The sequence below is a fragment of the Rhizobacter fulvus genome, from assembly GCF_964020785.1.
Genome location: NZ_OZ224516.1, coordinates 1,079,031 through 1,091,647, shown reverse-complemented (window position 1 = coordinate 1,091,647; position 12,617 = coordinate 1,079,031). Strand labels below are relative to the sequence as shown.

The 12,617-nt window shown below is 67.3% G+C and carries 15 protein-coding genes; 11 read left to right on the top strand and 4 right to left on the bottom strand.

What is annotated here, in order from left to right:
* Positions 1-60 precede the first annotated feature (60 nt).
* Both ACWH49_RS05275 and rfbC read right to left on the bottom strand, forming a co-directional pair.
* Complete coding sequence (locus ACWH49_RS05275) at positions 61-1,305, bottom strand: GumC family protein (protein ID WP_448174312.1); 1,245 nt, start codon at positions 1,303-1,305, stop codon at positions 61-63.
* Between the two features lie 88 nt (positions 1,306-1,393).
* The gene (gene rfbC, locus ACWH49_RS05270) at positions 1,394-1,936 is read right to left on the bottom strand and encodes a dTDP-4-dehydrorhamnose 3,5-epimerase (protein ID WP_448174311.1); all 543 of its coding nucleotides are present in this window, start codon (positions 1,934-1,936) and stop codon (positions 1,394-1,396) included.
* Between the two features lie 291 nt (positions 1,937-2,227).
* Here rfbC and ACWH49_RS05265 point away from each other — a divergent pair, with 291 nt between their 5' ends.
* Positions 2,228-3,589, top strand: coding sequence for a DEAD/DEAH box helicase (locus ACWH49_RS05265; protein WP_448174310.1), 1,362 nt, complete (start codon positions 2,228-2,230; stop codon positions 3,587-3,589).
* A 14-nt stretch (positions 3,590-3,603) separates the two neighbouring features.
* Here ACWH49_RS05265 and ACWH49_RS05260 read toward each other — a convergent pair whose 3' ends face one another.
* Both ACWH49_RS05260 and ACWH49_RS05255 read right to left on the bottom strand, forming a co-directional pair.
* Positions 3,604-4,371, bottom strand: a complete 768-nt coding sequence (locus tag ACWH49_RS05260) for an SAM-dependent methyltransferase (RefSeq protein WP_448170505.1) — start codon at positions 4,369-4,371, stop codon at positions 3,604-3,606.
* Positions 4,368-4,964 carry a Maf family nucleotide pyrophosphatase gene (locus ACWH49_RS05255; RefSeq protein WP_448170504.1) on the bottom strand — a complete coding sequence of 199 codons (597 nt, stop codon included), beginning with the start codon at positions 4,962-4,964 and terminating at the stop codon, positions 4,368-4,370. The genes ACWH49_RS05260 and ACWH49_RS05255 overlap by 4 nt, the downstream gene beginning before the upstream one ends.
* A gap of 34 nt (positions 4,965-4,998) precedes the next feature.
* Between ACWH49_RS05255 and ACWH49_RS05250 the strand changes: the two genes are divergently transcribed.
* The 10 genes from ACWH49_RS05250 to rpoE all read left to right on the top strand — a co-directional run bounded on the left by ACWH49_RS05250 (position 4,999) and on the right by rpoE (position 12,611).
* Positions 4,999-5,550, top strand: coding sequence for a YceD family protein (locus ACWH49_RS05250; protein ID WP_448170503.1), 552 nt, complete (start codon positions 4,999-5,001; stop codon positions 5,548-5,550).
* A gap of 129 nt (positions 5,551-5,679) precedes the next feature.
* Positions 5,680-5,862, top strand: a complete 183-nt coding sequence (gene rpmF, locus ACWH49_RS05245) for a 50S ribosomal protein L32 (RefSeq protein WP_056465027.1) — start codon at positions 5,680-5,682, stop codon at positions 5,860-5,862.
* A 139-nt stretch (positions 5,863-6,001) separates the two neighbouring features.
* Positions 6,002-7,081, top strand: coding sequence for a phosphate acyltransferase PlsX (plsX, locus tag ACWH49_RS05240; protein WP_448170502.1), 1,080 nt, complete (start codon positions 6,002-6,004; stop codon positions 7,079-7,081).
* Positions 7,078-8,076: a beta-ketoacyl-ACP synthase III gene (locus ACWH49_RS05235; protein WP_448170501.1), complete on the top strand. Its 999-nt coding sequence runs from the start codon at positions 7,078-7,080 to the stop codon at positions 8,074-8,076. Before plsX ends, ACWH49_RS05235 begins: the two co-directional genes overlap by 4 nt.
* 82 nt (positions 8,077-8,158) lie before the next feature.
* Positions 8,159-9,097 carry an ACP S-malonyltransferase gene (gene fabD / locus ACWH49_RS05230; protein ID WP_448170500.1) on the top strand — a complete coding sequence of 313 codons (939 nt, stop codon included), beginning with the start codon at positions 8,159-8,161 and terminating at the stop codon, positions 9,095-9,097.
* A complete protein-coding gene (gene fabG, locus ACWH49_RS05225) occupies positions 9,094-9,846 on the top strand; it encodes a 3-oxoacyl-ACP reductase FabG (RefSeq protein ID WP_448170499.1) in 753 nt (250 codons plus the stop codon). Before fabD ends, fabG begins: the two co-directional genes overlap by 4 nt.
* 127 nt (positions 9,847-9,973) lie before the next feature.
* Complete coding sequence (gene acpP / locus ACWH49_RS05220) at positions 9,974-10,216, top strand: acyl carrier protein (protein WP_056465023.1); 243 nt, start codon at positions 9,974-9,976, stop codon at positions 10,214-10,216.
* A 33-nt stretch (positions 10,217-10,249) separates the two neighbouring features.
* Positions 10,250-11,494: a beta-ketoacyl-ACP synthase II gene (gene fabF / locus ACWH49_RS05215; RefSeq protein WP_448170498.1), complete on the top strand. Its 1,245-nt coding sequence runs from the start codon at positions 10,250-10,252 to the stop codon at positions 11,492-11,494.
* Between the two features lie 36 nt (positions 11,495-11,530).
* A complete protein-coding gene (locus ACWH49_RS05210) occupies positions 11,531-11,989 on the top strand; it encodes a hypothetical protein (protein WP_448170497.1) in 459 nt (152 codons plus the stop codon).
* Between the two features lie 10 nt (positions 11,990-11,999).
* A complete protein-coding gene (gene rpoE, locus ACWH49_RS05205; RefSeq protein WP_448174309.1) occupies positions 12,000-12,611 on the top strand; it encodes an RNA polymerase sigma factor RpoE in 612 nt (203 codons plus the stop codon).
* The last annotated feature ends 6 nt before the right edge of the window (positions 12,612-12,617 follow it).

Genomic DNA, 12,617 nt, shown 5'->3' with positions numbered 1-12,617 from the left:
GCGATGATACCTCGCCATCAATCGTCCCTGCGATGGCGACTCGAGCCCGGAATTTCGGCTTTAGCTGCGCACTCGCCACGCCCGCTTCAGCGCTCTCCACGCCGCGGCCTCCTGCGCATCCTGCTCGTCTGTAAGCGACGCATAACGACGAATCAGGACCCATGCCATGGAGCCCAGAAGCGCGATCAACGTGATTGCCGCGACGAGGGTTGCGCGCGAAGGCTTTGACTTGTAGTCCGGAGGCAGGGCCTTGTCGATCTGCTGTAGAAGCGGCCCTTCGCGCGCTTCATCAAGCTTGGCCAGTTCGAATTGACGCGCCATGGCCTCCAGCAGCGTTTCCTGCATCTTCAGCTCGCGGCGCGCGCGCACGTAGCCGATGGCGGCCTCCGGGATTTTGCCGACCGGAATGTCGATCGTGCTGCCGGAACTGCCGCCTTGATTGGATTCCATGCGCGCCAGTTCCGATCGCAACGCGGCGATCTCTGCCTTGAGACGAATCACCTCGGCGTTCTGTTCGGTGGAACCGGTGCGCATCACCTTGAGCTGCACCTCGCGCTCGGCGATGAGCGAACGGACTCGTGCGGCGCCCGTGATCAGGGCCTCCGACTGCTTGTCGAGAACAATGAAACCTGACTTCTCCTGAACCCGCTGCAAGTCCACCTCGGCCTTGACGAGGCTCTCTTTCGTGTCCTTGAGCTGTTGCTCGAAGAACGCGCGACGTTTTTGCGCCTCACTCACCGCCAACCGGCCCAACACCTTGGTGATCTCGCTCACATGAGCGTTCGCCAACTCAGCGGCGAACACCGGGTCTTTGTCGTCGACTTCGATGTTGATGAGTCCGCTCTTCTTGTCAGCCAGTGCTCGAACGACCTGCGGTAAGTGCTTGCGCAACGTTTCGTTGGTCTTGATGTTGTAACGCGCCTTCAACCCGAAGCGTTCATCCAACCCGCGTACGACACTGTCACTTTTCAGCAGGGCGATATACATCTCGGCCGGCGCCTTCCCCCCCAAGCCGCCTCCGATCCCGTCTCCAAGACCCCCGATCGAGCTCAACGCGGCCAGCGCTGCCGCGGAGCCGCCCTGCTGCTGGGAGCCGGGCGGGAGCAAGCTGGTCCGTGCCGTATAAATGGGCGTGAGTGTCAGCGAGTAGGCCAAGGACAACACCGCGGCTCCCGCCGTGACGTAAGCAATCGGACGCTTGCCTTCACCGATCCAGGTGAGAAGGTCGATCAGGCCGACGCCAGAGTCTTTGCCTTCGGTCGGTTCGGGAGGCGTCTCGGCCGGATGCCGTTCAATAGTTGTCATGTTGGCCAAGGTGCGAAAGATGGCATGCGAGCCGATTGGCGCAAGTGGCCTCTCGATGACGAGCGCTGTAAGAAAGATCCACTGTCGGTCACGTTGTCGGTGGCAGACCTGCCGCCGATGCATCCTTTTCCGACAAGAGCGGCGACGTGTCGCTTAGCGGCCATTGGATGCCCACCGCTGGGTCATCCCACCGGATGCATCGTTCCGCATTCGGTGCGTAGAAGTCCGTGCTCTTGTAGAGAACATCGGCACTGTCGCTGACTACCAGAAAACCATGCGCTAACCCGGGCGGGATCCACAGCTGTTTGTGGTTATGACTGCTCAGTTCAACACCCACCCAGCGGCCGTAGGTGGCACTCCCAGGCCTGATATCGACTGCGACGTCGAAGATTTCTCCCTGGGTAACTCGCAGAAGCTTGCCCTGAGCGTGAGGCGTCGTCTGGTAGTGAAGGCCACGCAATACGCCTTTGGTCGACCGGGAGTGGTTGTCCTGCACAAAAATCACTTCTCGACCGACGGCGGTGTTGAACGCTCGCTGGTTGAAGCTCTCCATGAAAAAGCCACGCGCATCGCCGAACACCGTGGGTTCGATGATCAGAACGCCTTCAATTGCGGTTGTTGTGACTTTCATTGGCGATGGGAGAGCAGCAGGGAAGGCGCCGGAGAACAACAGGCGCTGGCGTGTGCGAGCCGGCATTCTAGTGACTCCCAGGCGAACACGGCGCCTTCCGCCCGGAAGCGCGATAATCGAGGAATGACCGAAAACATGATAGAAAACGGCGCACTGAGCGCCGAACCGGCGCCTCAGGGTGCCGAGGCCGCTTTCCAGTCCGACGTGGACGCCGGCTTGTCGCTGCGCTTCGACAGCGTCGGCCTGTCCGAAAGTCTGCAACGGGCGGTTGCCGCACAAGGCTATACGACGATGACGCCGATCCAGGCCAAGGCGATCCCGATCGTGCTGGCGGGGCGCGATGTGATGGGCGCCGCGCAGACCGGTACCGGCAAGACGGCTGCCTTTTCGCTGCCATTGCTCCACAAGATGCTGCGCCACGAAAACGCCAGCATGTCGCCAGCGCGTCATCCGGTGCGGGCGCTGGTGATCGCGCCGACACGCGAACTGGCCGACCAGGTCGCGGCCAACATCAAGGGCTATGCGGCCCAGACCAAGCTGCGCGTCGCGGTCGTCTACGGTGGCATCGACATGAAGCCGCAGACGCTCGAACTGAAGGGCGGCGTCGAGGTACTCGTAGCCACGCCGGGCCGGCTGCTGGATCACATCGAGGCCAAGAATTGCGTGCTGAACCAGGTCGAGTACGTCGTGCTCGACGAGGCTGACCGCATGCTGGACATCGGGTTCCTGCCCGATCTGCAACGCATCCTCAGCTACCTGCCCAAGACCCGCCAGACGCTGCTGTTCTCGGCGACCTTCTCGCCCGAAATCAAGCGCTTGGCCGAGAGCTATCTGCAGGATCCGATTCTGGTGGAAGTGGCGAGGCCGAACGCGACCGCATCGACTGTCGAGCAGCGCTTCTTCGCCGTCGACACCGACGACAAGCGCCGCGCCGTGCTCAAGCTGATCAAGGACCGCGCGCTGACGCAGGCGATCGTGTTCGTCAACTCCAAGCTCGGTTGCGCGCGCCTGGCTCGCTCCTTCGAACGCGATGGCCTGCGCACGAATGCGCTGCATGGCGACAAGTCGCAGGACGAGCGCCTGAAGGCGCTCGAAGCCTTCAAACGCGGCGAAGTGGACGTTCTGGTCGCGACCGACGTGGCCGCCCGCGGGCTCGACATCGCCGACCTGCCGGCGGTCTTCAATTTCGACGTGCCGTTCAACGCCGAGGACTACGTGCACCGCATCGGCCGCACGGGTCGCGCCGGTGCGTCGGGCCTGGCAGTCACGCTCGTGTCGCCGTCCGACACACGCCTGGTCGCTGACATCGAGAAGTTGATCAAGAAGAAGATCGAGCTCGAGCCGATCGAGCTCGACAACTCACCGCCGCCGCGCGAGTACCGCGACCGTGCGCGCCACGACAGCCCGCGCCCCGAGAGCGTCGACGAGCCGCGCGCGCCGCGTGCCGCGGCGCCGCAGCGCCGGGACCCGCCGCCTCGCGTTCCCAGCGATCCGTTCTTCGACAAGCCCTACGAGCCGAGCAGCCCGACGGCCGAGCCAGCGTGGGAAAGCAAGGTGCCGGTCGCACCGCGCAGCCTGTCGCCGAACATCAAGCCGAAGAAACGCGTCGCCGCGCTGTTCGGCGCGAAGCAGCCGGACCCGGTCGAGCAATAGTCGCTGCTGCCGGCTCAGCCAGCCAGCAGCGAGAACACCACGGGCACGTCCGCCGGCAGCTTGGCGAGGCGCGCCTTCCAACTCTGAACGCTGTCGGTGCGGGTGAAGCCGCCGGGCAGCGTGAGGCCGCAGCTCACCGACAAGCGCGTGCCCGGCTGCAGGTGCGCGAGCAGCGCGCCGAGCAGCGCCTCGTTGCGGTAAGGTGTCTCGATCATCAGCTGGGTCTGACCTTCGCGTCGCGACAGCGCCTCGAGTTCGCGGATCCGCGTGGCGCGCGCCGCTGCGTCGACCGGCAGGTAGCCGACGAACGCGAAGCTCTGGCCGGTCAGCCCGCTCGCTGCCAGCGCCAGCACCAACGAGCTCGGTCCCGACAGCGCGACAACGGGAATGCCTGCCCCGTGCGCCGCCTGCACCAGTGCGGCGCCCGGGTCGGCCACCGCTGGAAGCCCGGCTTCTGAGATCAGCCCGATGTCGTGGCCGGCGAGTGCCGGGGCGAGCAGGGCGGCGAGGTCGGGCGCCGGGGCGTTGCGCGCACCTTTGGCGGGCCGCGGCAGCTCGACGATGTGCAGCGCCTGCAGCGGTTGCGCGAGCGGCACCACCGCATCGACGCGCTTCAGGAACGCGCGTGTGGTCTTGGCGTTCTCGGCGACCCAATACGTCAGCCGCGCCGCTGCGCGGATCACCGCCGCGGGCAGCACGTCACCGATCGGGCCGGCTTCCGCCGCCACGCCGAAATCCAGCGTGTTCGGGACCAGATAGAGCGAGCCGCGCAGGACGCTCATGCCGGCGCCAACGGGTCGATGCCGGCCGCGCGCAGCAGCGCGGCGGTGCGGATCAGCGGCAGCCCCACCAGCGCGGTCGGGTCGTCGGATTCGACCGCTTCGAGCAGCGCGATGCCCAGGGTCTCCACCTTGGCGCTGCCGGCACAGTCGTACGGCTGCTCGGCGCGGAGGTAGTGCTCGATCTCGGCGTCGGTGAGCTGGCGGAACCGCACCGTGACCGGCACCAACGCCGTCTCGGCGTGGCCCGTCGACGCACGGACGACCGCTACCGCCGTCTGGAAGACGACGCTGCGCCCGCGCATCGCGCGCAGCTGGAGGGTGGCGCGCTGGTGCGTGCCGGGCTTTCCGACGGGCGTGCCGTCGAGGTCGGCCACCTGATCGGAGCCGATCACGACAGCATCGGGGTGGATCGCCGCGACGGCGTGCGCCTTCGCCAGAGCCAGGCGTTGCGCGAGTGCGGCCGGTCGTTCGCCGGGCAGTGGCGTTTCGTCCACATCCGGCGCGTGCGCCTCGAACGGGAGGCGCAGGCGTTCCAGCAATTCGCGCCGGTAGCGCGAGGTCGAACCCAGGATCAAGGTTGGTCGCGTGCTCATGATTCGATTCTCGCCTGCGCCGTACACTGCCCTCATGAGTTCCCGAGATTTCGATCCGCTGCGCCTCGACGTAGCGTCCTTCGCCAAGGCCGCCGGTACCCTGGAAGGGCGCTGGCCGCTGCGGCAGTTCGGCCGCCTGACGGATTCGGCCGTCGCCGATGCGTTGCTGGCCGATGACGGCGACGTGGCATGGCAGGCGCGGGGCGAAGCGCGCCCCCAGCGCGGCGGCGAAGCCCAGGTCTGGTTGCACGTGAATGCGACGACCCGCGTGCCGCTCGAATGCCAGCGCTGCCTGAAGCCGGTCGAGGTTCCCCTGGTGCTCGAGCGCAGCTTCCTGTTCGTGCATGGCGAGGACGCCGCAGCGCAATTGGACACCGACAGCGAGGACGACGTCCTGGCGCTGACCCGCGCGCTCGACTTGCGGGAACTGATCGAGGACGAACTGCTGCTGGCGCTGCCGATCGTGCCGAGGCACGAGGTCTGCCCGGTGCCGCTCGTCGCCCCGGAAAGCGGGGACGAGCCACTGGCCGAAAGACCGAACCCGTTCGCGGCCCTGGCCGTGCTGAAGGGCTCCAAGCCGAACTGATGCCTCGAGTTTCCCCTGCGTGCTAGAATCGCGGGCTTTCCAGCAGGCGCTGTAGTTCTTGAACGCCTGCCCAACAGCAGGCGTAGGTTTCCGACGCCCCGCAATACCCCGGATCCTTCGGAGAAGCCCATGGCCGTCCAACAGAACAAGAAGTCCCCGTCGAAGCGCGGCATGCACCGCTCGCACAATGCCCTGAACACCCCGGGCACCGCGATCGAGCCGACGACGGGCGAGCAGCACCTGCGTCACCACATCAGCCCGACCGGCTTCTACCGTGGTCGCAAGGTGCTGAAGACCAAGGCGGACGCGTAAGGCGCCTCCGCCTGCGCGCATCGAACCGGTCGCGGCAGTCGCGTACACGGTCCGTGCTCCGAGCCTTCACTGAATCTGCCGCATCGCCCGGCCTGCGCCACAGCGCAGGGCTGGGCGTTCGTGCTGCGTGGGCGAGGCGATGAGCACGATCCGCCTCGCCGTCGACTGCATGGGCGGTGACCACGGTCCGTCTGCAACCTTGCCGGCGTGCCAGGCGTTCCTCGCGGCGCATCCCGAGGCCGAGCTGATCCTCGTCGGCCGCGCCGAAGCGCTGGCCGATGCGGCGGGCTGGGCGCGCTGCCGCGTCGTGACGGCGACCGAAGTCGTCGAGATGGACGACGCGATCGAGGTGGCGCTGCGGCGCAAGAAGGATTCGTCGCTGCGCGTCGCGGTCAGCCAGGTCAAGCCCGGTGCCGACGGCCAGGCCGCGGCGCATGCCTGCGTCTCCGCCGGCAACACCGGCGCGCTGATGGCGGTGTCGCGCTATGTGCTGAAGACACTCGAAGGCATCGACCGCCCGGCCATCGCGACCGTGCTGCCGAACGAGCGCGATGGCGGGACGACCGTGCTCGACCTGGGCGCGAATGTCGACTGCACCGCCGAACACCTGCTGCAATTCGCGGTGATGGGCAGCGCGCTGGTCGCGGCCGTCGAAGGCAAGGCCAATCCGAGCGTCGGCCTGCTCAACATCGGCGAAGAGGCGATCAAGGGCAGCGAGACGATCAAGCAGGCCGCCGAGCTGCTGCGCAACGCTGCGGCCAGCGGGATGCTGAACTTCCACGGCAACGTCGAAGGCAACGACATCTTCAAGGGCACGACCGACATCGTCGTCTGCGACGGCTTCGTCGGCAACGTCGCGCTCAAGACCTCCGAGGGCCTGGCGTCGATGCTCTCGAAGTTCGTCAAGCAGGAGTTCACGCGCAACCCGTTGAGCAAGCTCGCCGCACTCGCCGCGCTGCCGGTGCTCAAGCGCCTGCAGAAGCGGGTGGACCACCGGCGCTACAACGGCGCGGCGCTGCTCGGCCTGCGCGGGCTGGTGTTCAAGAGCCACGGCTCGGCCGATGCCTTCGCGTTCGAACACGCCCTGAATCGGGCTTATGATGCCGCTCGAAACGGCCTGCTGGATCGGGTCCATGATCGGATCCTCGAATCGCTGGCCGCGATGCCCGCCGTGCCGTCTGCCGCGGGCGACGCGCCAGACATCGCTCGCACCGCATGACACCACATTCGACTTCCTCGAACCGCCACTCGCGCATCACCGGCACCGGCAGCTTCCTGCCGCCGAAGCGCCTGACCAACGACGCGCTCGCCGCGCAACTGGCGGCCGATGGCATCGAGACGTCCGATCAGTGGATCGTCGAACGCACCGGCATCCGCGCCCGGCACTTCGCCGAGCCCGATGTGCCCAGCAGTGACCTGGCTGTTGCCGCGGCGCGGCACGCGCTCGAAGCCGCCGATGTCGACGCAGCCAGCATCGACCTGATCATCGTTGCCACGAGCACGCCGGACATGGTGTTCCCGTCGACCGCCTGCCTCGTGCAGCAGAAGCTCGGCGTCGCCGGCTGCGCCGCGTTCGACGTTCAGGCGGTGTGCTCGGGCTTCGTCTATGCGCTGACGATCGCCGACTCGATGATCCGTACCGGCGCGGCCAGCAAGGCGCTGGTCATCGGCGCCGAAGTGTTCTCGCGCATCCTCGATTTCAAGGACCGCGGCACCTGCGTGCTGTTCGGCGATGGCGCCGGCGCAGTCGTCCTGGAGGCGAGCGATACCCCCGGCATCCTCGCGAGCGAGTTGCACGCCGACGGCCGTCACGTCGACATCCTGTGCGTCCCCGGGCATGTCAACGGCGGCCAGATCCTCGGAGATCCGCTGCTCAAGATGGACGGGCCGGCCGTGTTCAAGCTGGCTGTCGGCGTGCTCTACGACGTGGCCAAGTCGGTGCTCGAGAAGGCCGGCCGCAGCGACTCGGACGTCGACTGGCTGATCCCGCACCAGGCCAACATCCGCATCCTCCAGAGCACCGCCAAGCGCCTCAAGCTGCCGCTCGAGAAGTTGATCGTCACGGTCGACCAGCATGGCAACACCTCGGCGGCGTCCATCCCGCTGGCGCTCGACGAGTCCGTGCGCAGCGGCAAGATCAAGCCGGGCGACACGGTGCTGCTCGAGGGCGTGGGCGGCGGCTTCACCTGGGGCGCGGTGCTGCTCGATCTCTGAGCCACGCTGCCGGCCCGACCGCCGCCGAGGCACCTCATTCCAACAGACCGCGCACCCCTGGCAACAGCGAGCGCAGCACCCGATGACAACCTTCGCATTCGTATTCCCCGGCCAGGGCTCCCAGGCCGTCGGCATGCTCGACGCCTGGGGCGACAACGCCGCCGTCCGGCAGACGCTGCAGGAAGCCTCCGACGCGCTCGGCGAGGACGTGGCGCAGCTGATCCATGCCGGCCCGAAGGACCAGCTCGACCTGACGACCAACACCCAGCCGGTCATGTTGACCGCCGGCATCGCCTGCTACCGCGCCTGGCTGGCCGACACCGGCCGCGCTCCCAGCGTCGTCGCCGGCCACTCGCTCGGCGAATACACCGCGCTGGTCGCGGCCGGCGCGCTGACGCTGGCGGACGCGCTGCCGCTGGTGCGCTTCCGCGCGCAGGCGATGCAGGACGCGGTGCCGGTGGGCGTCGGCGCGATGGCGGCCATCCTCGGGATGGACGCCCAGGCGGTACGCGACGGCTGTGCCGAAGTGGCGGCCGCCACTGGCGAGGTCGTCGAGGCCGTGAACTTCAACGACCCGAAGCAGACCGTGATCGCCGGCACCAAGGCCGGGGTCGAGAAGGCCTGCGAGGTGCTGAAGGCCAAGGGTGCCAAGCGCGCGCTGCCGCTGCCGGTGTCGGCGCCGTTCCATTCCAGCCTGATGAAGCCGGCCGCCGAGCGCCTGCGTGGTCGCTTGGCCGAGACGCCGATCGCCGCGCCGAAGATCGACGTGGTCAACAACATCGACGTGAGCGTCCAGGCCGATCCTGCGGCGATCCGCGACGCGCTCTACCGCCAGGCCTTCGGCCCGGTTCGCTGGGTCGAGACCGTGCAGGCCATTCGCGCGCGCGGCGTCACGCACCTCATCGAATGCGGGCCCGGCAAGGTGCTCGCGGGCATGGTCAAGCGCATCGACGCCGACGCGGCGAGTGCGACGATCTTCGACCCGGCGTCGCTCGCGGATGTGAAGGGGATGCCGGCATGACAACCGAAGTCCAGATGGCGGGGCAGGTCGCGCTCGTCACCGGCGCCTCGCGCGGCATCGGCCGTGCGATCGCGCTCGAGCTGGCGAAGCAGGGCATGAAGGTGATCGGCACCGCCACCACCGACGCCGGCGCCGTCGCGATCACCGAGGCGCTCGCGGCCTTCCCCGGCAGCAAGGGGCTCACGCTGAATGTCAACGACGGCGCCGGCGTCGACGCCGCGGTCGATGCGATCGTCAAGGAGCACGGCGCGCTGCACGTCGTCGTCAACAACGCCGGCATCACGCGCGACATGCTGTCGATGCGGATGAAGGACGACGACTGGGACGCGGTCATCGACACGAACCTGAAGGCGGTGTTCCGCGTCAGCCGGGCGGTCACGCGCCCGATGATGAAGCAGCGCTACGGCCGCATCGTCAACATCACCTCGGTCGTGGGCGCCAGCGGCAATGCCGGCCAGGCGAACTACGCGGCCGCGAAGGCCGGTGTCGCCGGCATGACGCGCTCGCTGGCGCGCGAACTCGGCAGCCGCGGGGTCACGGTCAACTGCGTGGCGCCCGGGTTCATCGAGACGGACATGACCAAATCGCTGTCCGAGGCGCAGACCACCGCGCTGATGGCACAGATCCCGCTCGGCCGGCTCGGCCACGCCAGCGACATCGCCCATGCGGTGGCGTTCCTCGCTTCGCCACACGCCGGCTACATCACCGGCAGCGAGTTGCACGTCAACGGCGGGATGTTCATGAACTGACGACGATGCGGCCACGTGCCGCGTCACGCCGGATGGCCCGTCCGGCGTATGGCCGGGTGTCTTAGAGAAGGCGCCCTAGAGGCCGTAGAATCGCGGGCTGTTTCTGTAAACACTCCCGGAGGAGTACATGAGCGATATCGAAGCACGAGTCAAGAAAATCATTGCCGAACAACTCGGTGTCCCTGAGGCCGATGTCATCAACGACAAGGCATTCGTCGCCGACCTCGGCGCCGATTCGCTCGACACCGTCGAACTCGTGATGGCGCTCGAAGACGAGTTCGGCATCGAGATCCCCGACGAAGAGGCCGAGAAGATCACCACCGTCCAGTTGGCGATCGACTACGCCGTCAAGCACCAGAAGGCCGCGTAAGCCGGCCCGGCCCAACCCGAACTCCCTGAGCCCATGAAGAGACGCGTTGTCGTGACCGGCCTGGGCCTGATCAGCCCCGTGGGCAACACGGTGGAAGAGGGCTGGGCCAATATCGTTGCCGGCAAGTCCGGCATTGCCAACATCACCAAGTTCGATGCGTCGAACTTCGCGTGCAAGTTCGCGGGCGAGGTGAATGGCTTCCAGGTCGAGGACTACTTCCCGGCCAAGGACGCGCGCCACATGGACACCTTCATCCATTACGGCCTGGCGGCATCGATCCAGGCCGTGAAGGACTCCGGGCTGCCCACCGGCGACGACCTGACCGAAGAGCTGGCCGAGCGCATCGGCGTGCTGGTTGGCTCCGGCATCGGCGGCCTGCCGCTGATCGAAGAGACGCACGGCGAGCTCGCGGCCAAGGGGCCGCGGCGCATCACGCCTTTCTTCGTGCCGGCGTCGATCATCAACATGATCTCCGGCCACGTGTCGATCCGCTACGGCTTCAAGGGGCCGAACCTCGCGATCGTCACGGCCTGCACCACCGGCCTGCACAGCATCGGCATGGCGGCGCGGCTGATCGAGCACGGCGACGCCGATGCGATGGTCGCCGGCGGCGCCGAGTCGACGGTCTCGCCGCTGGGCGTCGGCGGCTTCACGGCCGCCCGTGCGCTGTCGACCCGCAACGACAGCCCGGAAACCGCGTCACGCCCCTGGGACAAGGACCGTGACGGCTTCGTGCTCGGCGAGGGCGCCGGCGTGGTCGTGCTCGAAGAATACGAGCACGCGAAAAAGCGCGGCGCCAAGATCTACGCCGAGGTCGTCGGCTTCGGCATGGGCGCCGACGCGTACCACATGACCGCGCCGGACGTCGACGGCCCGAAGCGCTCGATGAAGGGTGCGCTGCGCAGCGCCGGCATCGACGCCGATCAGGTGCAGTACCTCAGCGCCCACGGCACTTCCACGCCGCTGGGCGACCTGAACGAGACCAACGCGATCAAGCTCGCCTTCGGCGCGCACGCCAAGGACAAGCTCGTCGTCAGCTCGACCAAGTCGATGACCGGCCACCTGCTGGGTGGCGCCGGCGGCATCGAGTCGGTGTTCACGGTGCTGGCGGTCAAGCACCAGATCGCGCCCCCGACGATCAACATCTTCAACCAGGACCCCGAGTGCGACCTGGACTACTGCGCCAACACCGCGCGCGAGATGAAGATCGACTACGCGATGAAGAACAACTTCGGTTTCGGCGGCACCAACGGCACGTTGGTCTTCAAGCGCGTTTGACGCCGCCGCTGCCCGCTTCGTTGATCCACCGCGCCGATGCGCGCAGCCCCGACGTACCAGGTCTCGTTGCAGCGCTTCGGCGTCTGGCGCGTCGGCGTCGGCGTGCTGGCGGCGCTCGCGTTCGCGGTCATGCTGGGCTGGGTAGGGTCGCAGCAACATCCGGTCGGTGCGTCCGTGTGGGCGCTGACCGTGCTGGGCGCGGCGGCGCTCCTGCCCGCGTGGATGGCGCTCCACCAGCGTCCGATCGACTTGCGCTGGGACGGGCAGGCATGGTACCTGGGCGATGCGACGAGCGACGCAGTCCCCGGCGAGTTGGGTGTGATGCTCGATCTGGGCGCCTGGATGCTGCTGCGCTTCAAGCCCCTGCCGTCCGGGAAAATCGTCTGGCTGCCGGTGCAGCGCCGCGGCCTCGAGGCAGAATGGCACGCCCTGCGCTGCGCGGTCTATGCGTCGCGGTCCGCGCGGCCGGACGACGATTCGATGGTCGGGCACTGACATGACCGGCATGACCCGGCCGGACGCCGATGCCCCCCTGATCGAGCGGGTCAAGGCGGGCGACGTCAAAGCCTTCGAGATGCTGGTCGTCAAGTACCAGCGCCGCATCGAACGCCTGATCGGGCGCATGGTGCGCGACGTCGATCTGGTACCCGACATCGCGCAGGAAACCTTCATCCGCGCCTACCGTGCGATCCCGCAGTTCCGTGGCGACAGTGCCTTCTACACCTGGCTGTACCGGATCGCCGTCAACACCGCGAAGAAGGCGCTGATGGAACTCAAACGCGACCCCCTGGTCACCGAATCGGCCCGCGCATCCCGCGACGACGAGGACGAGGCCGGCTCGCGGGTCGAGAACGAACTGACCAACGGCGAAACCCCTGATGCCGTGATGGCGAGCAAGCAAATTGCATCGGCAGTGAACTTTGCGATCGAAGCGCTGTCCGACGACCTTCGCCAGGCGATCACGCTGCGCGAGATCGAGGGTCTCAGTTACGAGGAAATTGCCGAGCTGATGAATTGCCCGATCGGCACGGTGCGGTCGCGGATCTTCCGGGCCCGCGAGGCGATCGCGTTGCGCTTGCGTCCGTTGCTGGACACGCGCGACGGCGAGCGGTGGTGAAGGGTT